The 25,654-nt window shown below is 36.0% G+C and carries 27 protein-coding genes and 1 pseudogene; 14 read left to right on the forward strand and 14 right to left on the reverse strand.

The features are described from left to right. Nucleotides 1-10: 10 nt before the first annotated feature. Nucleotides 11-1,144 (forward strand): FtsK/SpoIIIE domain-containing protein, encoded by a 1,134-nt coding sequence (locus tag MKY06_RS28450; RefSeq protein WP_029325554.1) that lies wholly within the window; start codon nt 11-13, stop codon nt 1,142-1,144. Then, the gene (locus MKY06_RS28455) at nt 1,141-1,836 is read left to right on the forward strand and encodes a hypothetical protein (protein ID WP_280167663.1); all 696 of its coding nucleotides are present in this window, start codon (nt 1,141-1,143) and stop codon (nt 1,834-1,836) included. Before MKY06_RS28450 ends, MKY06_RS28455 begins: the two co-directional genes overlap by 4 nt. A 741-nt stretch (nt 1,837-2,577) precedes the next feature. Here the strand turns inward: MKY06_RS28455 and hutH are convergent. The 7 genes from hutH to MKY06_RS28490 form a co-directional block, all read right to left on the reverse strand. Beyond that, on the reverse strand, nt 2,578-4,116 hold the full coding sequence (gene hutH, locus MKY06_RS28460; RefSeq protein ID WP_029325556.1) for a histidine ammonia-lyase: 1,539 nt from the start codon (nt 4,114-4,116) through the stop codon (nt 2,578-2,580). 143 nt (nt 4,117-4,259) lie between these two features. Further along, nucleotides 4,260-5,633, reverse strand: a complete 1,374-nt coding sequence (locus MKY06_RS28465; RefSeq protein WP_053488394.1) for an MFS transporter — start codon at nt 5,631-5,633, stop codon at nt 4,260-4,262. A gap of 463 nt (nt 5,634-6,096) precedes the next feature. Then, on the reverse strand, nt 6,097-7,428 hold the full coding sequence (locus tag MKY06_RS28470; protein ID WP_280167662.1) for an MFS transporter: 1,332 nt from the start codon (nt 7,426-7,428) through the stop codon (nt 6,097-6,099). A 109-nt stretch (nt 7,429-7,537) separates the two neighbouring features. After that, the gene (locus MKY06_RS28475; RefSeq protein WP_029325559.1) at nt 7,538-8,521 is read right to left on the reverse strand and encodes an agmatinase family protein; all 984 of its coding nucleotides are present in this window, start codon (nt 8,519-8,521) and stop codon (nt 7,538-7,540) included. After that, a complete protein-coding gene (gene hutI / locus MKY06_RS28480; RefSeq protein WP_340962094.1) occupies nt 8,496-9,791 on the reverse strand; it encodes an imidazolonepropionase in 1,296 nt (431 codons plus the stop codon). Before hutI ends, MKY06_RS28475 begins: the two co-directional genes overlap by 26 nt. Before the next feature lie 19 nt (nt 9,792-9,810). Further along, nucleotides 9,811-11,478: a urocanate hydratase gene (hutU, locus tag MKY06_RS28485; protein WP_029325663.1), complete on the reverse strand. Its 1,668-nt coding sequence runs from the start codon at nt 11,476-11,478 to the stop codon at nt 9,811-9,813. 149 nt (nt 11,479-11,627) lie between these two features. Further along, on the reverse strand, nt 11,628-13,115 hold the full coding sequence (locus MKY06_RS28490) for a helix-turn-helix domain-containing protein (protein WP_098277838.1): 1,488 nt from the start codon (nt 13,113-13,115) through the stop codon (nt 11,628-11,630). A gap of 255 nt (nt 13,116-13,370) precedes the next feature. Between MKY06_RS28490 and MKY06_RS28495 the strand changes: the two genes are divergently transcribed. Then, a complete protein-coding gene (locus tag MKY06_RS28495; RefSeq protein WP_306471711.1) occupies nt 13,371-13,481 on the forward strand; it encodes a small, acid-soluble spore protein, H family in 111 nt (36 codons plus the stop codon). A 283-nt stretch (nt 13,482-13,764) separates the two neighbouring features. Here the strand turns inward: MKY06_RS28495 and MKY06_RS28500 are convergent, their stop codons facing one another. The 6 genes from MKY06_RS28500 to MKY06_RS28525 all read right to left on the reverse strand — a co-directional run bounded on the left by MKY06_RS28500 (nt 13,765) and on the right by MKY06_RS28525 (nt 18,483). Further along, nucleotides 13,765-13,992, reverse strand: a complete 228-nt coding sequence (locus MKY06_RS28500; RefSeq protein WP_053488389.1) for a helix-turn-helix transcriptional regulator — start codon at nt 13,990-13,992, stop codon at nt 13,765-13,767. Nucleotides 13,993-14,315: 323 nt separating this feature from the next. Further along, complete coding sequence (locus tag MKY06_RS28505; protein WP_098277837.1) at nt 14,316-14,795, reverse strand: MerR family transcriptional regulator; 480 nt, start codon at nt 14,793-14,795, stop codon at nt 14,316-14,318. A 146-nt stretch (nt 14,796-14,941) separates the two neighbouring features. Then, nucleotides 14,942-15,100 carry a hypothetical protein gene (locus MKY06_RS28510; RefSeq protein ID WP_157835298.1) on the reverse strand — a complete coding sequence of 53 codons (159 nt, stop codon included), beginning with the start codon at nt 15,098-15,100 and terminating at the stop codon, nt 14,942-14,944. A gap of 93 nt (nt 15,101-15,193) precedes the next feature. Further along, nucleotides 15,194-15,982, reverse strand: coding sequence for a plasmid stabilization protein (locus MKY06_RS28515; RefSeq protein ID WP_098287628.1), 789 nt, complete (start codon nt 15,980-15,982; stop codon nt 15,194-15,196). A gap of 108 nt (nt 15,983-16,090) precedes the next feature. Then, nucleotides 16,091-17,392, reverse strand: a complete 1,302-nt coding sequence (locus tag MKY06_RS28520; protein ID WP_098287627.1) for a replication protein — start codon at nt 17,390-17,392, stop codon at nt 16,091-16,093. Nucleotides 17,393-17,916: 524 nt separating this feature from the next. After that, a complete protein-coding gene (locus tag MKY06_RS28525; RefSeq protein ID WP_053488385.1) occupies nt 17,917-18,483 on the reverse strand; it encodes a hypothetical protein in 567 nt (188 codons plus the stop codon). 471 nt (nt 18,484-18,954) lie between these two features. On the opposite strand from MKY06_RS28525, the gene MKY06_RS28530 reads away from it, so the two are divergent. The 10 genes and pseudogenes from MKY06_RS28530 to MKY06_RS28575 all read left to right on the forward strand — a co-directional run bounded on the left by MKY06_RS28530 (nt 18,955) and on the right by MKY06_RS28575 (nt 23,453). Then, nucleotides 18,955-19,254 carry a C40 family peptidase gene (locus MKY06_RS28530; protein WP_306471715.1) on the forward strand — a complete coding sequence of 100 codons (300 nt, stop codon included), beginning with the start codon at nt 18,955-18,957 and terminating at the stop codon, nt 19,252-19,254. 170 nt (nt 19,255-19,424) lie between these two features. Continuing rightward, nucleotides 19,425-19,568 (forward strand): hypothetical protein, encoded by a 144-nt coding sequence (locus MKY06_RS28535; RefSeq protein WP_170960158.1) that lies wholly within the window; start codon nt 19,425-19,427, stop codon nt 19,566-19,568. Further along, nucleotides 19,561-19,839: a hypothetical protein gene (locus MKY06_RS28540; RefSeq protein WP_098277833.1), complete on the forward strand. Its 279-nt coding sequence runs from the start codon at nt 19,561-19,563 to the stop codon at nt 19,837-19,839. The genes MKY06_RS28535 and MKY06_RS28540 overlap by 8 nt, the downstream gene beginning before the upstream one ends. A 10-nt stretch (nt 19,840-19,849) precedes the next feature. Further along, a complete protein-coding gene (locus tag MKY06_RS28545; RefSeq protein ID WP_098277832.1) occupies nt 19,850-20,215 on the forward strand; it encodes a hypothetical protein in 366 nt (121 codons plus the stop codon). Beyond that, a complete protein-coding gene (locus tag MKY06_RS28550; RefSeq protein WP_098277831.1) occupies nt 20,209-20,574 on the forward strand; it encodes a hypothetical protein in 366 nt (121 codons plus the stop codon). Before MKY06_RS28545 ends, MKY06_RS28550 begins: the two co-directional genes overlap by 7 nt. After that, the gene (locus tag MKY06_RS28555) at nt 20,575-20,736 is read left to right on the forward strand and encodes a hypothetical protein (RefSeq protein WP_170960157.1); all 162 of its coding nucleotides are present in this window, start codon (nt 20,575-20,577) and stop codon (nt 20,734-20,736) included. Nucleotides 20,737-20,971: 235 nt separating this feature from the next. Further along, nucleotides 20,972-21,142, forward strand: a complete 171-nt coding sequence (locus MKY06_RS28560) for a hypothetical protein (RefSeq protein ID WP_156322660.1) — start codon at nt 20,972-20,974, stop codon at nt 21,140-21,142. 15 nt (nt 21,143-21,157) lie between these two features. Next, nucleotides 21,158-21,667, forward strand: a complete 510-nt coding sequence (locus MKY06_RS28565; protein WP_098277829.1) for a hypothetical protein — start codon at nt 21,158-21,160, stop codon at nt 21,665-21,667. Between the two features lie 175 nt (nt 21,668-21,842). Continuing rightward, nucleotides 21,843-22,795: pseudogene (locus tag MKY06_RS28570) on the forward strand (toprim domain-containing protein). After that, nucleotides 22,788-23,453: a restriction endonuclease gene (locus MKY06_RS28575; protein WP_098287625.1), complete on the forward strand. Its 666-nt coding sequence runs from the start codon at nt 22,788-22,790 to the stop codon at nt 23,451-23,453. The pseudogene MKY06_RS28570 and the gene MKY06_RS28575 overlap by 8 nt, the downstream one beginning before the upstream one ends. A 340-nt stretch (nt 23,454-23,793) precedes the next feature. On the opposite strand, the gene MKY06_RS28580 is transcribed toward MKY06_RS28575, so the two are convergent. Then, nucleotides 23,794-24,309, reverse strand: coding sequence for a DinB family protein (locus MKY06_RS28580; RefSeq protein WP_098277827.1), 516 nt, complete (start codon nt 24,307-24,309; stop codon nt 23,794-23,796). A 389-nt stretch (nt 24,310-24,698) separates the two neighbouring features. On the opposite strand from MKY06_RS28580, the gene MKY06_RS28585 reads away from it, so the two are divergent. Beyond that, entirely contained in the window at nt 24,699-25,628 is a 930-nt protein-coding gene (locus MKY06_RS28585; protein ID WP_029325651.1) for a DMT family transporter, read from the forward strand. Nucleotides 25,629-25,654: the final 26 nt, after the last annotated feature.

Raw genomic sequence — 25,654 nt, forward strand, 5'->3', positions numbered from 1 at the left:
AGGAATGTTCATGTTTGAAAAACTGAAATTGCGCGGCCAATTGATAAAAGCGTTTCGTACGGCGGAGATTTACCGGGTGGTGAAACGTGGAGACCGTACCTCCTATCTGTTTCCGAAAATTCATCAAATCGATAACCATCATACGTACACTCGGTACGCTTTTTCCTTACTAAATGGGATTGATCCTGATCTTTTAATGAAAAAAAGGTGGGCATTACGACAAGTATTAGGCAGCAACATTGAAATAAACGGCAGCCTGAAGAATTTCAGTATCACGGTTCATCACAAAAGCTTACCGAAGATGCTTACTTATCAATATGATTCAATTCATCCTCATATTAAGAAAATGGAGCTTCCAGTATGCATTGGTCAAGATATCTATGGAAACCCTGTTTCATGGGATTTTGCGGATTTAGAAACGTTACTGATTTCTGGCGAAATTGGTGCTGGAAAAAGCAGCTTAATGCGCGTGATTCTGACCACATGGGTGAAGAATGCCTCGCCTGAAGATTTACGCTTAATCTTAGTGGACCTTAAACGAGCCGATTTAGGGTTATTTCATGGAATTGAGCACGTCGATGCGCTTTGTTTTGAGGCAAAAGACATGCGAAAGCCTTTTGCATTGTTACGCGCTGAAATGTATCGACGGGGCGATTTACTGTTAGAGCATGGCGTGACACATATCAGCAGACTTCCTTTTAAGCTGCCTCGGATTGTAGTGGTCTTAGACGAAATGAGCATCATTAAACGAGAAACGGACCTTGTAGAGATGATTCAACAGTTTGCGAGTCAAGGTCGTGCGCTAGGTGTTCATACGATTATTGCCATGCAGCGTCCGGATGCTGATTTATTAAATTCAGCGTTAAAGGCTAACTTACGGGTACGCATCTCTGGAAGGCAGGCCGATGCCACAAATGCGAAAGTAGCCGGGGTGATAGGAGCAGAAGAAATTGATGCCGCAGCCAGGGGGCGTATGAAAATTAAAATTGATGAAGTCAAAGAGTTTCAAGCGTATTTTTTAGATGAAGAAGCGTGTAAAGAAATGCTTTCTCCTTATAAAACACGGGTAAAAGATTCTGAACCTCAACTGGAGGTCGTATCACAGCCTATCTTCGGATTATTAGAGAAGGAGGAACAGCGATGAGCTTTCGGTTATCTCAGCGTGATAAAGACATCATTGGGTTTATTAATCAGTTTCGGGCTGTAGATCGAGACTCATTAGTGGAACTGTTCTTTAAACAGCTCAAATCGCCTATTAATGCCTGTAATAGTGTGATGATACGTTTATATCGGTTAGGGCTGATTGAACGCACTCAGCAGTATTCCCCAACGGTATATTTACCTGTGGATGCGAAGATTAAAAAGAACTCTCAAAAAATATTACATTTCCTTTCAATTCTAGATATCTATAAACAAATGTGTACGTATAGTGCCCCTAAACAGGTTATTGTCGAAGATAAGCCCACAGGACGAAAAGGAGGCATTGAACCAGACCTGTTTTGTATTTTTAAAGGATCTCCGTTTTGGATTGAAATTCAGAGAAATCAGTATTCGGAGCAGAAGATGCAGGCGAAGGTCACCCTCTATGAGGAGTTTTTCTTTTCGGATGAGTGGAATGACTTGCACTGGCAACCAGAAGGTCGATCACCTATCTTCCCTTCGGTTATTCTGATTACGCCTGTTCGGTATGCAGTGTCTTCAGGGCATATACGGATTATTCAAGTAGCAAGTATTCATGAACTTATGGAGAAATATAAGAGTTCTACTAAACAACATAGGGAAGCAAAACCGATAACACAGTCCTCTTCTGGTGAAATTAGAATCAACTTAACCTAGAGTGCTAAAATTTCAGCCTACAAAAAGAGCTCCTATCTAATTTTGAGCAAATGGAATAAGAAATCAGATAGGAGAAAGAAAAAGACACATATAAAAATATGCGCAAACAAAAGATAGATTCTAACATCTATGAAAGTGAACCTCTACTTTATGTTTGCATGTAGATTGGTATGGATAGATAGTGGGTAAATTTGATAGATGTAAAAAGATTTCTCCCTCCTCCTGACAAGGAAAGAAGAATCTTTTTATGAGCTGAAATGCATGATGAAACATGCCATACCGACCTAACAAATCGTAACATATCTTTATAACAAGAAGGAGGCAGTAGTGTTTCTTTTTATAACGATACTATTTCAGGTAGGTTACAGCATATATATAAATATATTTTTACTTTTTGTAATTTAAAAATATATAGAGGGGAAGTTTAATAATTGATTAAGACAAGTATTAATTTAATGAAAGTTGTCATGGATACTACTATGAAGAGTAACTTAGTTTTTATGAATTATTATCTTAATTCTAGGAAGATTGTTTTATCTAGATATAAGAAGCCTTACAAAGGGGTTTTTTATGGAGTATATAGATAAAAAAGAATACAATATCCTACTTTTTTATAGGAACTAGCATATACATGGAAAAAGAATCCTTGGCGGAAATTCACTGCCCCAAGGATTCTTCATTACATAGATTCAGTTAAGAGATATTATATTAAGTAGAGAAATAGTTCATACCAATTCTTTTTTAGACTTGCAACTCTCCTATGTGTATCTCTACCTGTTTAACCAGTGCTCCTGTATGGACTAAATTTTCCGATTGGTTTATATCTTCTGATATGACTCGGTCATCTTCTAGTGGCGAAACGTATTGTCGAAGTAATTGATATGCAGCTTCTGTACCCATTCCTGATTCTAAAGGCTTTAGAAAATCTAAACCTTGGGCACTGCACATTAACTCAATTCCAAGGACTTTCTCTGTATTGGAAATAACCTTCAACGCTTTCAAAGCAGCAGATGTTCCCATACTTACATGGTCTTCCTGTCCTGCTGTTGTAGGGATCGAATCGACTGAAGATGGATGGGAATATACCTTATTATCAGAGACTAATGCTGCCGCCACATATTGTGAGATCATATACCCTGAATTCACCCCACTCTTCTCAACTAAGAAAGGAGGTAATTCACTATGCTGAGGGGATAAAAGTCGAAAAACCCTTCTTTCAGAAATATTTGCTAACTCCGAGATAGCAATTGTTAAAAAATCCATAGCTAAAGCTACTGCTTCACCATGACAATTGGAAGAAGATATAGCAACCCCTTTTTCTCCTTCATGAAAAATCAGAGGATTATCAGTTGCTGAATTCATTTCCCTCTCCACCACTTCCTTTGCATAGTTCATAGCATCTTTACAGGCTCCATGCACTTGAGGAATTGATCGAATACTTAAGGCATCTTGGGTTCTATACTCCTTAAATGTCTCAGCAATTTTACTTCCATTAATAATTTTATGTATATTTGAAGTTGTTTTTTGTTGTCCTGGATGAAGCTTCACTTGGCTAATTCTTGGATCGAATGCATAGTAGGTTCCACGCAAAGCCTCAAAACTCATCATAGATATAATGTCAGCAGATTTAAGCAAATTCATAGCATCATAAATTGCTAAGGCTCCAATCCCTGTCATATCAACCGTTCCATTAATAAGAGAAAGTCCTTCCTTTTCATGCAATTCAAGTTCAGAAATACCTATGGACTGAAGAGCTTCTTTTCCACTCATGACTATCCCTTTGTATTTCGCTTCACCCATTCCAAGAAGAACTAAACTAATATGAGCCTGATGATTTAAATAACCTAAAGATCCTTCTTTAGGAACAATCGGTGTAACTCCTTTATTTAATAGTTTAATTAAAGCCTCCACTGTTTCTAGTCTTATGCCTGAATAACCTTGTGAAAAGTTTTGAATCATCATAACCATAATAGCTCTGACCTGTTCTGGTTTTAACGGCTCGCCTACCCCACAAGCATGGCTCATGATTAACTTTTTTTGCATTTCTTTAGACTCGGTTGTTGAAATTCTAACTTTTGAATTTTCTCCTACACCTGTCGTAATTCCATAGATAACTTGATTCTCTTCTACAAATCTCTCTACTAATTTCCTTGCTTGAATAATACACTTCTTCCTTTTCTCAGAGAGTTCTAGAGAAGCATGATGCCTTGCTACTGCTACCAGATCCTTAATGGTAAGGTTGTCTTCAATTACTACCTTCGTTTCTCTTACTTCAATCAAGATTACTCCTCCTCAATGTGATGGTATTTAATCTGAAATTAATTTTTATTAGTAAGTTCCTGTAGTCAGCTTTCCCTCTCTACAGTGCTAGCTTTTTAGAATCTAATGTCTATATAAGAGAGCAAAAGCTGACCTTATTTTGTTTAAGCTTTACGATTCATAGAGTTTAGAGTTGTCTTATCTTCTACATGTAAAGGGTTATCTTCTAAAGGATTACTTGCTTCACTTAGAGAAAGAGATTTTGTTTCAGGCGCCCACATAATTGAAACAATAGTACCTAATAATAAAATCGCAGACATTCCGATCATTGTTGCACCTAATCCCATATTATTTAAGCTTAAAGGCAGCAGAAACGTTCCAACAGCAGATCCGATCCGGCTGAAAGCTGTCAAAAAACCTACTCCCGACCCGCGTATTTCAGTTGGAAATAGTTCGGCAGGATATGTCAATGTTAGATTCGAAGCTGCTGATATAATGAAAGTAAACATTAAAAACAAAGTGATAAGTAAAATATCAGGCCTTTGTAAAATACTCAGCATAAATAAACTTATGGTCATCAATGCAAACGTTCCAATGGTAAAACTTCTCCGAGAAAGTTTTTCCATAAGCCAAAGTCCAACCAACGATCCAACAATTAGAAATATATTTAGCCAAAGGTCTACTGTGAAATTTTCAGATAATCCCATACTTTTTAATATTGAAGGCAAAAAGGTATAAATAGAAAAATAAGGAATAACAATGCAAACATAAAATATTCCTCCAAAAGTAGTGCGCTTCCAAATTTGTTTGTTAAAAAGTGATAGATATCCTTGGTTTTGCTGATGCTCTGTTATCTTTTCATCAATTTCTGCGTTTACCCCAATGTATTTTTTAACAATCTGGCGTGCCTCTTCATTACGTCCCATGCTAATAAGCCATCTTGGTGATTCAGGTGTACCAATTCTTAATAGCAGTACGATAATTGCAGGAATTGCCGATGTAGCAAGCATCCACCGCCATGATTCGTTGTCATTTGAGCCTAAATAGTGGCCGACTATGGTCGCAGCAACATACCCAACTGTCCAGAGCACATTTAAAGAAGCTAGTAAGATCCCCCGGTATTTTCTAGGCGCAAATTCTGCAAGTAAGGTTGAGCCTACGGCATAATCACCTCCTAGAGCAAATCCTATTATTAGACGCAAAATAAATAGCTCTACTGGACCATTTACGAATAACTGTAGAACAGAGGCAATAGCAACTACTAGAAAATTAAACAAATATATTTTCTGTCTACCTACACGATCGGATAACCCTCCAAGCACTAGACTACCTAAAAAGAGGCCAATTAAAGCTGAGCTGCCTATTAGCCCTTCCCACATGGAATTAAGTTTCATTTCTGGTCCAATTAGAGCAAGAGCTATACCAATAATACCAAGAGCATAACCATCGGTAAAATTAGACCCAAAAGTAAGTGCAGTAATCTTTAAATGAAACTTATTAAGTGGAGCATCATCCATTTTAAATTTGTGTTCCGCCATAAGAAATTTACCTCTCCTTCAACTGGAGTAATATTCTAATAATTTTTTGGTAATACCTTGAAAAGGAGCTTGTATTAATTCTATTCTCCATTTACTTACTCTCAGAAAATCTAACTAAGTAAGATTTTAACCAAAGTTCAAAGTAAATGAAGAGATAAATAAGTAGCCAAGCGCTTTTTTGAGAAAGCCTTGGCTTTTTCTTATGTTTCAAAAATTTGTGTGATATTGATAAATAAAAATCTTGGCTATCCTGTAGTAATAATTTGATATAAGAAAATATATGTTTATAAGCATACAATAAAGTAAATCGATATCTGGGTAGTAGAGTAGAACAAAATTATTGTTTTATTAAGAAGCATGTTTGTTAACAGCTATTTATTTTCATGGTTTTATATTCTTTCGTTCATAAATTAGGTATCTCATTTTGATAGAAGCTCTTTATCCTATAGAAGAATAATGGTTACTATAATATGATATTTTCCTCATTATGCATATCCGATATATGGCTTCGTTGTCCTGGTTTTACAAATATCATAGATACCATTCCAATTATTACAGCAATGGCAGCAGCAGTAAACATAGCATTATATCCATGTGCCGCAACAAGGCTTCCTGTTAGTGTAGGCGCAATAATAGTAGCCAGGTTTGCAATAAAATGAGTTACTCCCCCAAAAGTTCCGGCTTTATTAGGCTCTGTATCAAGAACAACTGTCCAATAGATCGAATTGGGTAGGTAATTAAAGGCATTACCTATACACATTAATAAAAGTACTGAGGTCGCACTTCCAACCGTGGGGATTAGCATAAAGCAAATAGCTGTAAAAAATAAGCAAACTACTGTGAACCAGGATCTGGCTATACGTAAATTTCCAGTTTTCTCACGTAACTTATCCGAAATTTTTCCTCCTACTAATCCTGTAATAATAGCACCTACCCATGGAATCATACCTATATATGAAAGAGATGCTAAAGAATAGTTAAATTCATCTTGCAAATATTTTGGAGTCCAAGTTAGTAATAGAATATTGACATACAAAAATGCAAAGTACCCAATGGCATTCATTACTAATGTAGGGTTTTTAAAAAAATAATACCAAGGAACATTTTTGGAGTTTGTTTTTTCTAATTGTAATTCACCTTTTATTAAACTATCTATACTTCGAATTTTTTGAAGTTCAATTTTTGAAACTCTCGGATGATCTTCAGGTAAATTTGTAAATATTTTTCTCCATATTAATACCCAAACAAAACCCAACAGACCAAGAATAATAAATGTTACCTTCCAATTAGTAAACGTTAAAAGGCCCACTACGATAGGTGCGGTGACTAATGCTCCAATTGGAGTTCCAACTAAGCCAAGTGCTACAGAAAAACCTTTTTCTTTTGGAGATACCCAATTTGCCATCGTTCGGTTCATTGTAGATAAAGTAGGTCCTTCAGCCAGTCCAAACAAAACACGAAATACCGCAAAACCAGCTAATGCAGAACCCCCAAAGAACGCTGCACCTAAGTGACCAGCAAATATTGTCCCAATTTCAAATATAGACCATGTGGTTCCAGCAAGAATCCACATAAACTTAGGACCTTTCTTATCTGCCAACGCTCCTCCGAATAGGGCACCGAAAATATAACCATAGCCAAAATACCCCAAAATTGCTCCCCAGCTTACGGGATTTAAGTTGAATTCTTGAATAATTTCAGCCTGAGCGTATGAAAGTGCTCCTCTATCTATGTAATTTATGATTGTTATAATAACAATCATAAAAATAATAAAGTAGCGATAATTGTTTTTCATTAATTACTTCTCTCCTCTCTCATTTTTTCACTTTTCTTCCTGAGAAAGAAAGTTTCATAACAAATCGCTAGAGATTTGTTACTTTCAAAAGGATAAGAAAATTAATATTTTATTTTCTATTTGCAAAGCCTGTTAAAAAATTCAAGAATACATGAACTCCTGCTTTAACAGTAATTCCTGATTTATCGCGTAAGGGATCTAAACATACAATATCCATTGCTTGGACTAATGGATGTGAGCCCGCAATGTATATGGCTTCAAATAATTCATCCGTTCTCATTCCTCCTGTTGTTCCTGCTGGTACACCAGGGGCATAAGCCACATCAAGAACATCCATATCTACTGTTAGATAGATGACATCCACATTCTTGGCTAAATCATCTAAGGCTCTTTCAACTATACAAGAAATTCCTGTTTTTCTAGTTTGAAGTAAGGTCACATAATTAACCTTGTGGGTATCTGCATACTCTTTGAGAGATTTAGAGTTATAAAACCCATGCAGGCCAATATTCCAAACGTTTTTGCCTTCAACCGTACCACTCTCAATCAGGTTTCGAATGGGTGTTCCATTTGAGGGTCCGTTATCTTCTAAACTGCGTAAATCAAAATGTGTATCGAATTGAAGAATTCCTATACGTTGTTCTGGATGCGACTCTTTCCAGCCTTTTACTAACATGGCCGTAATTGAATGATCTCCCCCTAACATGATAGGCAGTGTATGAGGGTGATATTTCCGCATTGAAATCATTGCTTCTTTAATATATCGATGAGAAAGTGAAATATCTGTTACATGCTGTTTGACGTCGCCTAAATCTAAAACCGATAAGGGGGTCAAATCCGTATCATATTCAATATGATACGGATTAAACGATTTCCATAGTTGTCTCATGGCAAGAGGTGTTTCACTTGCCCCTGAGGCACTAATAGAAGATCTGGAAAGAGGGACTCCCAAAACGGTTACATCTACAGCTTGAAAATCTATTTCATCTTGCACTTCAAATGTCTCGATCCAATCACTTACCTTAGGTTCAGTTGAACGCTGTCTTTCCCAATGAAAAGAGGGACGATTAAGTTGTGGGTACGGGTACATCACATAAAGCCCCACCTTCCACAATCACTTTTCCTTTTTTAATGACAGTATCTACAAGGTTCACTGCATAGTTATACTGCAACGTTTGATAATTCGGTGCATCAAATAAAACAAGGTCCCCTTTCTTTCCCACTTCGATACTCCCCACTTCATCAGCTTTTCCGATGGCATGAGCTGCATTAATTGTACATGCCGTTAGAACTTCGGCTGGCGTCATCTTCATCGTAAGACACGCTAGATTCATAATAAAAGGTAACGATTCAGTAGGTGATGACCCTGGATTACGATCAGTTGAAAGGGCAACCGGAACTCCAGCTTCAATCATCTTTCTTGCATTCGCAGGCTTCTCCATTAAAAAGAACGCTGTACCCGGTAACAAGACTGCAATAACACCACTTTTAACCATTTGTTTAATACCTTCATCCGATGCTTGTAATAAATGGTCGGCCGAAACAGCTTCCACCTTGGCTGCAAGTTCTGCACCGCCGAATTGAACAATTTCATCTGCATGTATTTTTGGTTTTAAACCATACCTTTTTCCTGCCTCAAGAATTTGCTCCGACTGTTGAATTGTAAAAACTCCTTCTTCACAAAAAACATCGCAAAACTCAGCCAAATTTTCTTCTACAACTCTTGGAATCATTTCCTCTATCACTAAACGAACAAATTCGTCTGGATTTTCTTTATATTCAACTGGAACAGCATGGGCTCCCATAAATGTCGAAACTATATCAATAGGATGCCTTTCATCGAGCTTTTTTGCTGCTCGTAGCTGTTTCAATTCATCTTCCAGTGTCAAACCATATCCACTTTTCGCTTCAACCGTCGTAACTCCATATTGTAGAAAACGATTTAGGCGTTTGGAGGTTTCTTGAATCAATTGTTCTTCTGTAGCTTCTCTTGTACTTGTTGTTGTCTGGAGAATTCCTCCGCCTGCCTTTAGGATATCAATGTATTTAGCTCCGTTTAATCGCATCTCTAGCTCTTTTTCACGACTTCCCCCAAACACAATATGAGTATGAGCATCAATTAGACCTGGAGTAACAATTTTTCCTGAAGCATCAATCGTATTGATATGTCCATTCAACGTATGAACATAGCGTTCTGCTTCAACATCTGATCCAACAAATGTAATCATTCCATTTTCCACTACCACACTGCCATGTTCGATAATACCGATATCGGACATATCTTGAGCACGTTTTGGTTCTTTACTTCCACCTCTAACTGTAATCAGTTGTGAGGCACGTTTAATATACATAATAGATGACATACTACTCACTCCGTTTCCTTTAGTCTAATGTTGGAATGTTCATGCCTTTTTCCTTGGCTGTTTGAATGGCTAACTCATAGCCTGCATCTAAATGGCGAACAACCCCCATACCAGGATCTGTTGTTAATACACGTTCAAGACGTTTAGCCGCATCTTCCGTGCCATCTGCTACTACGACCATACCTGCGTGAAGAGAATATCCCATGCCTACGCCACCACCATGGTGAACAGATACCCAACTTGCCCCTGCGGCTGTATTAACTAGTGCATTTAAAATAGGCCAATCTGCTACAGCATCACTGCCATCTCTCATCGCTTCTGTTTCGCGGTTTGGCGAAGCAACAGATCCCGCGTCTAAATGATCTCTACCAATAACAATAGGTGCTGAAAGTTCTCCAGATGCAACCATTTCATTAATGATTTTTCCAAATCGTGCACGTTCTCCATATCCTAACCAACAGATACGCGCCGGTAATCCTTGAAATTCAATTTTTTCTCTCGCCATTTTAATCCAGTTACAAAGGTGAGTATTATATGAGAATTCACGTAAAATAACTTCGTCTGTTTTATAAATATCTTCTGGATCACCTGATAAAGCTACCCAACGGAACGGTCCTTTTCCTTCACAGAATTGAGGGCGAATATAAGCAGGTACAAAACCTGGGAAGTTGAATGCGTCTTTTACGCCTTCATCAAGCGCTACTTGACGAATATTATTTCCATAGTCGAAAGCAATGGCTCCTTCTTTCTGCATATCTAACATAGCCTGAACATGAACAGCCATACTAGCTTTAGATTTTCTTACATATTCCTCTGGATTCTGATTACGTAATGTTTCTCCTTCCGATAGAGTTAATCCAATTGGTAGATAACCATTTAATGGATCATGTGCGGAGGTTTGATCCGTTACAATGTCTGGAATAAAGCCACGTTTGATCATTTGAGGAAGCACTTCAGCTGCATTTCCAACCAACCCAATAGAAAGCGCTTTCTTTTCTTTTTTTGCTTCTTTAGCTATTTTAATTGCCTCGTCCAAACTTTCTAACACAACGTCACAATAGCGTGTTTCAATTCGTTTTTCAATACGTGTTCGGTCAACATCAATTCCAATGACTACGCCCCCTGCCATTGTAACGGCTAATGGCTGAGCGCCTCCCATGCCTCCTAATCCAGCTGTTACGGTAATGGTACCTTCGAGACTACCATTAAAATGTTGTTTCGCACATTCAGCAAATGTTTCATACGTACCTTGTACAATTCCTTGACTTCCAATATAAATCCAGCTACCGGCTGTCATTTGCCCATACATTATCAATCCTTTTTTATCGAGTTCATGGAATTTTTCCCAATTCGCAAAGGCCGGAACAATATTGGAGTTAGCTAAGAGTACACGTGGTGCATCTTTATGAGTTTTAAAAACAGCTACTGGTTTTCCAGACTGTACTAATAGTGTTTCATCCTCTTCTAGATCTTTCAAAGTGGCTACGATACGATCGAATGCATCCCAATTTCGAGCTGCCTTCCCTATTCCCCCATATACAACTAATTTCTCCGGATGTTCTGCCACTTGTGGGTCTAGGTTATTCATTAACATACGAAGAACAGCCTCTTGGACCCACCCTTTTGTATTTAATTCAATTCCTTTAGGAGCGCAGTATTTGCGCAAGTTAACTGATTGAGTATTCATCATATAGTCCCCTTTCTGTTAATTAATAGTTTATTAAAAAAACACTAACAGAAACAGAAGATAATAATCAGAATATAAGTAATATTAAAACTATAACAATCTTTAATATTACCAAATTCTTCATTAATTATAGGAAAATAACTAGATATCTAGATAAACATTTGATTTTTCCAGATAGAAGGTGATACACCAGTCTGATTTTTAAATACCCTACTGAAATAATTTGGATCCGAAAAACCTATAGAAAATGAAATTTGCTGAATTGACAGTGATGTTGTAGATAATAGATGTTTAGCTTTATTTATCCGAACATTCGTAAGGTATTGCTGAAATGTTTGTGATGTTCTCTGAGATAATACATAACTAAAATAACTTGGACTTTTATTAACATAATCAGCTACTACTATGAGGTTTAAATCTGTCCGACTGAAGTGTTCATCAATAAACCTCAAACCGAGTTCAATAAAGTCATTTTGAGTATTTTTTTGCTGAGTTTTAACTTGTTCTAAAATTTTATCAATAAAAAGTAATAATTCCTGAACAACTTTAAAAAGTACTGGTGAATTAAGAACAATATTAAAAATGTTTTGATATTGTTCCTCTAATGCTTGATTTTTTTCTAATCGATAGGATTTCATATGCCTCCGTATCTGTGCAAGAATACTAGTAAGGCTAATACGGATTAACTCAGGTTCAGGGTACCCGTTAGGAAAATTAGTGAATTTCTCATAAAGCCAATTTTTTATAGGTATTAGGTTTTCTCCCTCTAACATTTTAATCCATATTCGTTGTTCTTCAGAATTTAATAAAGGATCAAATTCTTCAAAGCTCGGGAATTCGGAAGCCTGCATAACTTGTGTATATCCCTTGTAAAATACCATTTTTAACGTCTGGATACACCTCATATAACAGGCATGTAAGGAGTCCTCAACTTTATTTATGGAGTCAATACTAATAAAAACTCCCCCGTTCAGTAATTTGATTGAATTACTAATGAATCTAGTAGAATCTATGTACAACTTGTCCATTTCAAAAACAGAAAAAAGACATACTATGTAATCACTAAATAATAAAACAACCGGTGTTTCCATAAATATGTATTCATTAATATACTTATAAAGTTCTTTTAAATCGTCTGGATATTCCGGCTTTATTATCATCATTCCTTTATAATCATTAGAAAACTTTACCTCAGTTTCTATCATCAATGATTGGTAATATCTATAATTTTCATCTTTGTTTTCTAAATGAATAGGCTTCTCTTTAAAATTTGATAGCTTTTTTATACTCTTTTCTAATGACTCTTTTAGTTTCTCAGGTAACAATGGTTTTACTAATAAATTAACAGCTTGAAGTTGAATTGCTTGCCAGGCACGTTCAAAAATTGCCTCAGTAGTGATAGCTATTATAACTCCTTGGTAATTTTCCACTTTTCTTAAGATAATCTCCCAACTGTTAGTTGAAAACATTTCTAACTCTAAAATCAATATATCTGGTTCACTTTTTTCAAATTCATTAATAAACTGCCTTGCATCTTCAACTAAACATACTTCATTAAATTTCATAGAATAAGAATTTATTAACCATTTAATACCTACTCTTTCTGTAGAGTCTCTATCGGCAATTATTATTCGCATTACTCTGACCTCCTAGAATTTAACAGGTAATAATTGGACATAGCTATTTACTCAAAAGATAAATTGTAAAAAACTAAATCTGGATAATTACTGCTCTTATTATATAAGTATATATAATACTTAGGCTCCTAGCACATAAGGTATTTAATGGTAAGTGGTCATCCTTCTTTTTTTCGAAATAGAGGATTAAATGGATTAAAAATAATCAAAAACCAATACTGTCACTTTTATAAATAAAAAGGAGGCGAGATAAAGGTGGATGTACAAAGAGCACAAGAAATTGCAGATTCAGTGGACATGGTCAATGTAATATATAATGGGAAAAGTATTTACATTGAGCATATAGAAAGAGGAATAATAGCTTGAAGACAGTTAATTTAATAGAGAATGAGGTTTATTCTCTAAAACGATTATATGGGGACATTAACTTTAAAGATAAAAATTTATAGGCAAGTTCTTTCTAAGAGGAGCTCTAGATTGGTTTAACTAGATTGGTTTAACTAAATTTTATTAATTAGTTATAGCTTAAAAGAAGGCGAGATACTTAAAACAACCTTTATCTCGAATTGATCCTAAATCGAAATATAGCAACATAATTTACATTTCCATATAACACTAAACCCCATGTTATATATCATTTACATGGGGTTTAGAATTGAAAGAAATCATCAATATCTTTTGTTTTATCTACTTTTTGAACGGTGGCCATGATCTTTTTCATTACTCTAGGAGTTGGAATATAACCTTTGGTGTTACAAACTCGCCAAATAGTGTTTCGGGAAACACCACTTCGTTCAGAAAATTCACTTTGTGTAATTCCTTCTCGATCCAGCCAACGACCAAATTTACTGCGATTCGGGTTACGCCACCAAAACACATCTCTCACTCTCCTTTTTTATTAGCTTGTCCACTTTGCACCAAATTGAATCAAAAGTGTTTGAAAAATTAGGAATAAGGAAGCGTTTTTAGCATAGAATAAGAGAAATAAGATTCCTCTACATATGTTGTCGATATTTTTGTCATAATCATATAGCATGAATACAGTTAAGACCGCCTTATAGACTGATACATAATGGGCGGTCTTTGTTATGGATATTCTTTGAAATTGAACTTCACATAAAAAAACCTTTTCCCCTACCTAGAGGGAAAAGGTTTTTTTGTGTGAATATTAGATAATGAGATGCCACCCATTGTAGCAAATTATTTTTCAAAAAAGGTTTTTAACCACTTATAAAAACTCTTCTTTTGTTGTTGTGCTTTTTTTAACGCCCGAATTTCGCGAGCCATTGAAATTAATTGACGTTCTCGTTCTTCAAATTTTGCATCGATATAGCTTTGTATCTCTTTCATTTGTGCTTCGAGTGGTTCTAAGATAAGGGTTTGTTTTTCAGTTGAAATGTTAGGTGGAGTGTCTGGTATTTGTACTAAGTTAAATTTTTTTGCAACGGTTATAACGGCTTTTTCTAAGGTCATTTCGGGATGGGCATAAATTCTTTTTAGTTCATGAAAGATAGTAACGTCGTCATTTGTATAAGCTAATCTGCCTTGTTTTTTAGTAAATTGCACACCAATTTTGGCAAAATGGAAGTTGTACTTTCGGATAGTTGCTATGGACAACCCAAGTATATCAGCTAATTCTTCGGTGGTATATGCTGCTTCTGCGGTTATGACTCTCAACATATGATCACCTCCTCTTATCAAGAGAACTATTCTAGGTATATACGTTAAAACCTTCAAATAATAAGAGGACCATATTTGGTGTCTTGCCATTTTGCCGTTAATATACCAAGAAACAGTCTTGGCTGAAAATAAGCTAGTACGTTCAACTATTTAATTATTTCATAAATTAAATAGTTGCCCCAATCCCTCATTACAATGGTTTCTCCTGCTCCAGCTTCTTTCTGTAACCACTTTTCATCTTCGTTCATATTTTTTAATTCATGTTTTACCGTTAATAATCGACAGCCTAGCATTCTCATAGCCATGGGATAATCAAGTCCACCTGCTCGATATTTGGGCTCACTTTTTCATCTTGAGTCAAGGTGTTCTTCTTCTATACCAGTCTACTCTCACTTTATTTACTTTTGATATTCATAGACAACAGGAACTTGATCCATTTTGACCGTTTTAGCCACGACATAACGGCGGTATCCATCTTTTAAGATCTTCGATCCTTTTTCAATCGTCAACGGCTCATCTAAACGTCCTGTACGCTTCACAAAATCGATAACCTTTTGCGTTTTTTCAGGGTTTGGGCGTGTCTTTAAGAACTCTTCAGGAACGATAATATCATCAAAGTTCAATAGATCCTGAGTTCCCTTCGGTTGGTTTGATAGTGTTGTCTTTTTTTCCTCAGCCTTTTTCTCTTCTGTAGGTGCTTGCTGTACTTCTGGCTGAATAGGCTTTACTTCTTTCTTCTCTTCCTTTGCTACAGGCTGAGAAACAGGTACTTTTTCTTCTCCCTGTTTAGTAGATTTCGTGTTCTTTTGGGCTTCAGAAGGCTTAGATGCTTCTTGTTTAGGTTCTTTTTTCGCATCTGACTCATTCTTCTCTTTGTCATTTTTATTCGGAAGAACGGTAATCTGGAAACAAATCACCCCTATTTCACCAGGGCATTCATCAATGGGAATGTCTAACGTTGGTTCCCCTTGAATTAAAATCTTTTCATGCATGATGCTTTTCTTCGTGAGTCCTGTTTTATTAAAGGCTTTCTTCGCAACAAATACGGTATACGAAATAAAGGTACTCTTCTTTAATCCTTTAGGCGCAGATGGTGACCCTTTTTCACGCATATCAAAGGCAACGTAGCGATCATATTCTCGTAGTGGTCCTGTGGCTGATCCGGTTAAGGTAATTTTATGTGGCATTCTAATCTCCTCCTGCGTAGATTATTAGTTGTTGTTTATTTAGAACATATTTCTAAATAAACACGGTCTATTAAAACATCAGTTTCTAAGGAATTTCTACTTTTTTTATTAGGAAGCTGTGTCTTTTAACTGGTTATGTTGATGTAAACATTCTTGTTCCTCTAGCGTTAAAGCTTGTCCTAAGTCCTGTTTTACCTGAGCTATCTCCAGCAAACTATACGTGGAGCTGTGCTCCTGCAGTAGGCCTTCTTCTTCTAGTGTTAGCTCTTGTCCTAAATCTTGCTTTAATTGAATCATTTCAAGCTGTTGATCCAAAGAAATCTCTGTTTCTTTTGAAGCTTCTTCTTGCTGCTGTTCAGCTTTTAACCAATCAGGAACGAGTTCCTTACGGATGATATGTTTTGGTTTAGCCAATGTTGTTGTTTGACTTTCGTTATGTATAACTCCTTGTTGATGTGCGTATACTGATGAATAATCCTGCTTTTTAGGCTTTGTTAATTCATAGAATTGATTTTTCGCAATCTGATAGATTAATCGACACATATCCCGTAGGGATAAAGGGTTGCTTTGTTGATTAGCTTCATGAACATATTTATCTAATCCTACAATGGATGTATACGCAATTTCATGGACTTGCTCTTTTTCAATCTCAATCTCTGTATCTCGTTTTACGGCTTTTGCAGCATTTTGAATACGAGCATAGAAGTCTTGTAGTTGATGTCCATACTTACCTGCATAGACTTGATTGACTTTTTTAGGCACACCTTTGATATAGGTGAAGGCCTGTGAAACAGACATTAAATGATTATTTATATGATTTACAGGTAAATCAAGGTTAATAAAGGCATCAGGTGATTTATCGGCCTCTAAGCTTGGTGTATCAACGTTTTCAGTACTTTCTGGATGCGTCACAGGACGTGTCACAGGAGTGGTCATTTCTTCTTGCTGAAGCGTTTGTACACCTGTTGTATCATGGGCAAAAAAGATTTCGTCGCAAATGTGATGAAAGTTCTTATGACTTTTAAGGATAAATACATAGCTATCAGGATGAGTACCTGTTGCATCTTCTTTAATGTATCGTGCCACAAGTATAAAGGGTGTCGCTTTTAGCGAGCGTACAAAACGAGAAACCGTACTTTTGGAAACATTAAATTTTTTCATCAGCGTTTCAGAACGTATCGCTTGAATGCCCGTAGCCATTAGGTTATAGATGACGTGATCAAGCATTTCCATTCTTTTTTTAGGAAATTCTTTATGTATGGCTGATTGATGTTGTTTAAAGTGGGTACGAAGACTTTCTAAAAACTCTTCTTTCTTTTTCCGAAGTGTGGACTTGTGGGTCCATAACCATTTGAACCGCCCATTGAAGGTATCTACATCTTTTAGATAACAGGTTAATATTTTTGTCATTTGTTCATCGTCTCCTTTAAGGAACACAAAAAAGACACTGTTTCCCTGGAAAAAGGAAAACAATGCCTTGATTTTGATGAACTAAGCCCTTGAAATAGATGTCAATTTCATATAAAATAAAAACATAAGTTTTATTTTATAGAAAAACTAACTCTATTAACAAGAGACTTCGACAAGTGTTTTCCCTACTGTGCTTAGGGGGAACGGTTTAAGTGTGTTGGTCGCACTACTTAAACAGTTGAAGTCTTTTTTCTATTCCGGTCATTTTTGTTAGTTTTATTATAGCGTTAATTAATCTCATAATTCAATAAAAATTAGTAATATATCTCAAAAGAATTCTTTTGAACTGTTTTTCCTTAATAATAAATTTGTTTTATTATACAATTCATTTTAAAAAATAAGGAGGGTCAAAAAAATACCCCTCCTCAATATATTAAAAATATGTTATAATTAATAAATTTTATAATCGGATTATAACACTATAATAATAAAAAGCTTCTACTAGGGATAGTAGAAGCTTTTTATTATTTACCCATTAATTTTTCCCACCATGTTTTTTTCTTTTCTAACTCTGCGCTAGCAGAAGCTTCTTCAATCATTCTTTTACTTTCTGATAATCCTTTTCTTAATTCTCCAATCAACTCAGCATCTTTTCTGTTTATCATTTGCTTTAATTCTTGGTTGGTTTGACTAACTTTCTGTAACTCTTCTACTAACTTTTGATTAAATTGCATTTGCTGTGTCATCTGTTGTTCTTGTTGTTGTAACATTTTTCTTATTTCACTCAGCTCCTCGTTTATAGAGATAGAACCTTTCTCTTCTTGATTTTTGACTGTAATAGTTATAGGAAGCCCATCACTTGCCAAATTATCGTTTACATCTTCTTTTAATAATCCCTCACTATAAAGTTCACGGATTTTCTTTAATAGATCTAGTGATTCAATACTTATTTTATAGCGTCTACCTTCTTTTTTGAAATTTAAAAACTGTTCATGATTAATTAGATATCTTTTTAATGTTTCAGGAGGAATATTGGTATATTCAGATGCTTCTGGTACACCAATGAAATTTGCACTTTCAGAATTATTCATTTAATCCACCACCATTTATTAGTGTTTTATGTACATTCACTCAGTTCACAGTCATTCACATATGAATTTTATGAAGATTCATTCGGTTCACGGTCATTCATTCAAGGTATTTGCTTATGTTCACTCAAATCACTGTTATTTACCTGCTGGGTTTATGAATATTCACCCAATTCACAGTCATCTATTCATTTAATTTTATATGATTTCGACAAAAAATCAACAATTCCTGTTTTGAGTTTGTATATATGGTTTATTTTATGAACTGTTGCGGCTCTAATTTAACTTAAGTTCTACTTGGGTGAATATCGGTGTGTTTCGTGGTGAATGTATGGTGGACTTATGTGTGTTTTAGTTGAACTTGTGTTTTAGGGGTGGGAAGAGCGATCATCAAGTGCGACTAAAGGTTAACTTGAGGTTTTTAGTGACACCAATCGCTGTTTTATAGAAATAGGGAGAATAACACAACAATAAATTAATAGCAGTTCAAGTTTTGTCAGATGGGCATTCGAACAGGTAGGAGTGAATGTTGGTCCGATGTCAGGAGTAACAACCGATACACTCAAAACTCAAGGGCAAGCGATTAATCCAAAAGACATGAAGCCTGGGGATGTGGTGTTTTTCGATATGTATAAAATAGACGGCCACGTAGGCATCTATGTTGGCAATAATCAGTTTTTAGGTTGCCAAGGAAAAACAGGTGTAGCCATCGCAAGTATGGCAAAAGGAACGTATTTTGGTGAACGATTCAATGGAAGAGTAAAACGATTTTAAAAGGAGAAAAGGCGATGAAAAATAAAGCAGCACTACTATTTGGAGCGCTTGCCGTTGTGGTGGCAGGCGTAACCATTTTCAACATTTACCTGAACTACAATATCTCCAACACAACAGCTTCGAAACAAATTTAAGTCACAAATGACAGCTTAAAAGAAGAAAATCAAGAGTTGAAAAAACAATTAAGTGAAGTTCGTCCTTCTGCCCAAGAACAACAAAAACGAGATTACTTGAATACCGTTAAACAGTTTATTGATGTCTGTTATCATCATGAAAAAGATGGATTTGAGGATCGGAAAAGCCATCATGGATAAAGAACTCTATGCGCAGTTTTATCCTTCTGAAAAGTTCGTGTATGGAGATAGTTACACTTCAATTCCAAACGATCTACAGCTTTATGTTCAGCAATATGACGGAGGGCAGGGAGAGGTGGAAGTCATTGCCGAATTTACAAATCATCTTGTCATAAAAGATGAAAATGTGGACGATCAAACGCATGACATTATTAAAGTTTCTTTGCGAAAAGAAGCGAACAAATGGGTGGTTTATAGTATCGAAGATTTGAAAACAGAAATCATGAAATGAGGTGGAACAGGTGGCATTTAAGAAGCAATTGGAAGACTATCGGTTTAATTTAAGTCGCAATCGATCATGGAAGTATACAGCTATTTTAATCTTTTTCTTTATTGGTTTTTTATCCTTACTGACATCAAAATTTTACTTAAAAACAGAAGATCCCTTGCATCATACGAATACCCATGAAGCTGTTTCTTCCAACATAACAGGAACAGTAACGATTGAAAATCGTGCGTATCATCCGGCTTCAAGTTCACTCGATATGGTCATCAAAATGGATCAAACGGATGAAGAAGAAGTAAGCTTTGTGGCACAAGAAAAGCAAATCCAAACATCAAATTACCTGTTCATTTATTGTATGAAGATGATGGCTATTATGTGGTAAGAATCAGCGATTTGTCTCCAAATTGGGAAGCACTTGCCTTTGATCTTTATCAAGAAAATGAAGAAAAAGAAACGGTAAACGTGGATGATGTAACGAGTGATTCAGAAACAGATTCAACAGAGGAAATAGATGCTCATGCGTTAATTACGACGCTCTATTCTGACCAACGAAAAACGAAAAGCGAAGAAGGAAAAGGAGTAAAAACCAAACAAGAATATGCGCTTTTGGTTAATGATTTAGAAAAACAGTTTGTCAAAAAGAAAATGAAAAACTATGAAAAAGCAATCACGGTAGAAGCCAAACATAAACGTCAAACCAAACAAGAAATGAACGAGTTACAACGTGATATGAAGTACTAAGTGGACGAGGAAAAAGCCGATACAGAACCAAAAATTGCGATGAAAAAGGATGCCATTCAGTCGAGTGATGAAAGCATTCAGCTCTATGAAGATGAACAAAAAAGTTTACAAGAAAAGCTCCAAAAATTGAATGAAAAGCAACAAGATTTAGCCATGAAGTGAAAAAACACATGTTAACAGTAGGTTCACATGTGTTTTTTTGAGGTTCACAGCAGGTTCACATGTTCAATTTTCACGTTCACAGTAGGTTCACGTGAAGGAGTTTACGTCAACAGTAGGTTCACATTCAACAGGTTTTCTTGTACCCACGTTTTTGCTAGGCTTTGCCTAGCCCCACACGTCCTGTGGGGGCAAAAACCCCTTATGCTCTTCTCTCTATTTTTTGAGAAGTCATGATGTGAATTCTGTTTTAGAGAAAGATCGAGAAACGCAGCTCAAAACAAGTTATCTTACGTTTTTACAAGCGCATGATAAAGAGAAACCTCAAGGTATTGATAGTATGTTAGCCCGTGTGAACGCAGAAAACGATTATGTGATATTAAAATCAAGTGCTTTAAAGGAAAAGTAGTTCACTCCTGATCCATTGAAAGGAATAGAAGATAAACTTTCTCATCAGTTTCAAGCACGAAAACAGGCACAACAAAAGGATCAATATCAAGAAGGTTACAAACAAGAAGTACTAGAAGTTATGCAGCAACCTAGTGAAGAAACACAGTATAAGCAGCTATTTAAACAAAGCTTGTTAGCCCAATTAGGCATATCAGATGAAAAAGATTCTTCTAAAGAAGCGAAAAAGGAAGCTGAAGCAGAAAAAGTTTCTGTTGAAAAGCAGCTCAAGCAAGAAACACTTCAAGAGAAAGAGCAGCGTGTGGCCAAAATGAAGGAATACGAACAAAAGCATTCCTTTGATAAGGTGTACAAATTGAAAAAAGAAGCGCTGCAGGAATTAAAAGAGATTAATTTGACTGATTCTCAACGTGAGAAGTTAACGAAGCTTGAAAAGGTTTTGGACACAGAGAAAAAGGATCACGACAAGCAGAAAAAAAAAAGAGAAATCAGAAAATGGATTCACAAAATTTTTTGCACGGAATAATGGAGCATTTTCTTCAAAAAAACAGAAAGACCAACAAGAAATAGAACGTTAAAAATGGCGACAGTTTGAAAAAGGTAAGAGGACTAAATATTATATTTAGTCCTCTTTTTTCATAGGTTGAAAGAGAAGGAGGGATTAGGTGGTAGAACGAAAACACGTCAATGAGGGGGAAATCATGAAAGCACGAGATGTTGATTTGTTGTCGTATCTGGAAGCCAAAGGTGAAACCTTTGCAAAAGAAGGAAAGTATTATCGTCATACGGAACATGATAGCTTACTCATTAAAGGAAATATGTACGCTTGGAACAGCCGGAATGAAACAGGATATGGAGCAATCAGTTTCGCTCGAATGTATTATGGGATGTCGTTTCCACAAGCCGTATTAGATATCAGCAAAGGTGATTACAAAGAGCTTTCTCAGTCGAATGAGCAACCATCGGTTTCACCATCAAAAGAGCCTTTTCGCTATCCAAAAGAGTTAGAAGTAAAGGATCAAAGCAAAATAAAAGATTATCTCATAAAAGAACGTAAAATAGATCTCGGTTAGTTGACTGGCTTCTTTAAAAAGATTTAATCGCCCAGGACAAACGGAACAATGTCGTGTTTAAGTGGTGTGAACATGGGGGCAAAGGAAAGATAATTGGGGCAGATCGGCAAGGAACAGCTTCCATGAACAATAAACGAGGTTCCTTTAAGCAAGTCTTACCGAACGACAACCCTCATACAGGCTTTTCAATCGATGCCGGACATCCAAATAAGATTCATTTTTTTGAAAGTCCAATTGATCTTCTTTCCTATTGGAGTATTCAAGAAAACAAGCTACAAAACACACGCCTTATTAGTATGAACGGCTTAAAGCCTAAAACAGTCGCCCAATCTTATATCGAAGCTCGAAGAGAAGGCTTAAACATTAAAGAAATGGTGTTAGCTGTCGATAATGACCAAGGAGAAAAAGAATTTATTGACAAAATGAACCAAATCGTTAATGCTGATTTAATAAGAGCAGATATTCCAAAGGGAGTGAAAGACTGGAACGAAGAATTAAAGAAGAATGGAAAAAGCATTCAACCTGTGGCATCACGTCTCCGGAATAAACAAACTGAACAGGAGCTTTCAATGAATGGATAAAGTGTTTCAAGGTGTATTTTACCTCTTTCTTATCATGATTTTAGTGAAATTTTCTCAATTTGCTTACCGTGTCCTTCGTGAACGGAGGTATATGAAAGAGTTAGCCCAATCGGGTATGCCTTATATTGATAAAATGGATGGTTACCAATTTGAAATTTACTTGCAGGCCCTTTTCCAACAGCTAGGATATAAACCACAAGTGACGAAAAAGTCTGGTGACTTTGGGGCTGATTTAGTGATGAAAGGCAAAGAAAAAATTGTCATTCAAGCTAAACGATATGGAGTTAAAAATCGGGTTAGTATTTCAGCCGTACAAGAAGTGTATGGGGCAAAAGCGTATTATAAAGCGAATCAGGCGTGGGTTGTGACCAATAGTTATTTTACGAAACAAGCAAAAGAGCTTGCAGCTGCATGTGAAGTGACCTTATTGGATCGGGCCGATCTTCAAAAGTTTATTAATGAGGTAAACCCCGTTTTCAAAGCACGGGAAATCTTTGAAAATATCACACCAGAACCTCGTAAATGTCCAAGGTGTGGGCAAGATCTAGTCGTACGAGATGGGAATGGCACACGCTTTTTTGGCTGTTCCTCTTTCCCTTCTTGTCGTCATACGGAAAAAATTAATAAGGAAGTAAGTAAGAGCAGACCTTCAGTATAGTAAGGTCTGTTTTTTCTTGCTCTAAATAGGTACTGAAATTTGTATTGAATGGGGAAGTTATATGCAAATCAAAAGTTAATTACGTCAGAGAGCGTTTCTCTGCATGTTAAAGTCTTTGATTAACTAGTTTTTTATTTATAAATGATTGTGACGAGAAAGCACCTTTTTATTTGCACGAAAGGTACTTTCTCGTTTCTTATGAAAATATAAAAATGGAGGAACGAAAAAAAGCCCAATTTTTCTAGTTTAATACTTAGGAATTAGACCTTTTAATATTAGAGTTCCCTTAACGTTGTAAATCCACATTTCCTGACAATACCCCTTTTAGATAGAGTAGAAACTACCCTTGCATATCCCTTTCATATAAATATAAAACGTAATCAGTCATAACACCAGGATGGCCCAATTGCCGTAGCATAGCTGTGATATTGCCACGATGATATGTTCCATGATTGACAACATGTTGTACTAAGTCAGATAAACGGGTTTCGAGTCGTCCAGCAAATGAAGTTTCAAGCACTAAGGCCGTTTCCATATCTTCTTGACGATCGAGAAACGCTTTGTACCGGTCAGATAAATCGAAAAACATCGTTTCTACTTCCTCGATTCTTTTCGTTTCCATCTGTTCTCTCAATTGATCAGCCGACGCATATACTTCATCAAATTTTTCACCAGAAATAAAATCTAACCATATGTTGTCAGAGACATAAATGTGCGCCATCACCTTTGATATAGAAGGAAAAACGCTCTGAATTTCCTCTTCGTAAATACCCTTAGAAAGTTCTTTTAATCGGTCGAAAATTTTTTGGTTTGCCCATACATGGTAGTCGTACAATTTTAATGAGTAATGTGACATTTGAAATCCCCCCTATTTCCCTATTCATTATTGATATTACACAAGGTATCGGTAGTCAACTTAACTATACTTCTATAAAAGTATCCTCCAGACCTTTTGTTTAAAGGTTTTTTTGTTCACGTAATATGAATTATGTTAAAAATCAAATAGACTTAATTATAAAGTAATAACTATAAGTACTTTATATAAAATAGTGTTACTTATTATGTATTTTGTAGAAAAATTGCAATCTTTTCTATAAAGAAGGTTAAAAGAAGATTATAACTATGGGAAATGCTAGAGTTTCCAACATTTTTTTTAGATTGGAATGAATTTTTTCATTTTCTTTTAGGAAAGGCATATGTTAGTTAATAGAAGATACCTTTACTGTTGAAAGGAAAATTGCGCCTATGATTGCGTCAAAGATTAAATTTGCTGCCTCGTTATATGCACTAATGTCTATTAGTTTTTGGGGGATCTCTTTTGTCTCTACCAAAGCTGTCTTAGATAAGCTTGATCCATATACACTCCTTGTTCTTCGTTTTGGTATTGGGGCACTTTTTTTATTGGTATTATTAGTGCTAAAGCGATATCCATTAAACATTCCACTTAAGTATATTCCTCATCTGATTGTGTTAGGTATCCTTGGGGTGTTCGTTCACCAAGTGATTCAGGCAACAGCACTTCTCACAATAAATGCTTCTGCAGCAGGGTGGATTATTTCGTTTTCTCCTGTATTTACAGTCATTCTCTCAGTATTCTTTTTGCATGAAAAGATGACCGTATTAAAAGCATCAGGGATGATTGTAGCCATCATTGGAGTTCTACTGGTGACTACTTCTAACAATCAGCAGTCCTTTCAGCTCTCAATCAATGTTGGTTACCTATTAATGATTTTAAGTACGTTAAACTGGGCCATCTATTCTGTCCTATTAAAAAGGTTACATATCCAACTTCCCTCTCTTGTTGTTACGTTTTATATGTGTTTAATAGGATTTACTCTAACGACTCCCTTTCTTGTAAGGAATAAAGGATGGGAGATGATGCCTTTTTTAACAAACGTGGAGTGGGCTCATTTATTATTTCTCGGTGTATTCGTTTCAGGTGTTGCCTATTGGTACTGGGCAAAGGCATTAGAAGTTTTAGAAGCGTCCCAAGTATCTGTGTTCCTTTATTTAGAACCAGTAGCAACATTGGTAACAGCTATTCTACTACTACAGGAAAAGATTATCCCCGTAAGCATATTAGGAGGCATAATAATTATAATCGGAGTTATTTTAGTTAATGGAAGACTACTAACCTTTTTAAGGTACTTACCATGGAGAAACAAGAATTTATAACTATGTTGAAACCACCAAATTTGATC

The organism is Priestia sp. FSL P4-0332 (assembly GCF_038005845.1).
Lineage (GTDB): Bacteria > Bacillota > Bacilli > Bacillales > Bacillaceae_H > Priestia.

Excerpts from the sequence above, each read along its gene's own strand:
- MKY06_RS28450 (WP_029325554.1), top strand. The coding sequence starts at position 11 with ATGTTTGAAAAACTGAAATTGCGCGGCCAATTGATAAAAGCGTTTCGT.
- MKY06_RS28455 (WP_280167663.1), top strand. The coding sequence starts at position 1,141 with ATGAGCTTTCGGTTATCTCAGCGTGATAAAGACATCATTGGGTTTATT.
- MKY06_RS28465 (WP_053488394.1), bottom strand. The coding sequence starts at position 5,633 with ATGGCGGAACACAAATTTAAAATGGATGATGCTCCACTTAATAAGTTT.
- MKY06_RS28470 (WP_280167662.1), bottom strand. The coding sequence starts at position 7,428 with ATGAAAAACAATTATCGCTACTTTATTATTTTTATGATTGTTATTATA.
- hutI (WP_340962094.1), bottom strand. The coding sequence starts at position 9,791 with ATGTCATCTATTATGTATATTAAACGTGCCTCACAACTGATTACAGTT.
- hutU (WP_029325663.1), bottom strand. The coding sequence starts at position 11,478 with ATGAATACTCAATCAGTTAACTTGCGCAAATACTGCGCTCCTAAAGGA.
- MKY06_RS28490 (WP_098277838.1), bottom strand. The coding sequence starts at position 13,115 with ATGCGAATAATAATTGCCGATAGAGACTCTACAGAAAGAGTAGGTATT.
- MKY06_RS28505 (WP_098277837.1), bottom strand. The coding sequence starts at position 14,795 with ATGTTGAGAGTCATAACCGCAGAAGCAGCATATACCACCGAAGAATTA.
- MKY06_RS28510 (WP_157835298.1), bottom strand. The coding sequence starts at position 15,100 with ATGGCTATGAGAATGCTAGGCTGTCGATTATTAACGGTAAAACATGAA.
- MKY06_RS28515 (WP_098287628.1), bottom strand. The coding sequence starts at position 15,982 with ATGCCACATAAAATTACCTTAACCGGATCAGCCACAGGACCACTACGA.
- MKY06_RS28520 (WP_098287627.1), bottom strand. The coding sequence starts at position 17,392 with ATGACAAAAATATTAACCTGTTATCTAAAAGATGTAGATACCTTCAAT.
- MKY06_RS28525 (WP_053488385.1), bottom strand. The coding sequence starts at position 18,483 with ATGAATAATTCTGAAAGTGCAAATTTCATTGGTGTACCAGAAGCATCT.
- MKY06_RS28540 (WP_098277833.1), top strand. The coding sequence starts at position 19,561 with ATGGATAAAGAACTCTATGCGCAGTTTTATCCTTCTGAAAAGTTCGTG.
- MKY06_RS28575 (WP_098287625.1), top strand. The coding sequence starts at position 22,788 with ATGGATAAAGTGTTTCAAGGTGTATTTTACCTCTTTCTTATCATGATT.
- MKY06_RS28580 (WP_098277827.1), bottom strand. The coding sequence starts at position 24,309 with ATGTCACATTACTCATTAAAATTGTACGACTACCATGTATGGGCAAAC.
- MKY06_RS28585 (WP_029325651.1), top strand. The coding sequence starts at position 24,699 with ATGATTGCGTCAAAGATTAAATTTGCTGCCTCGTTATATGCACTAATG.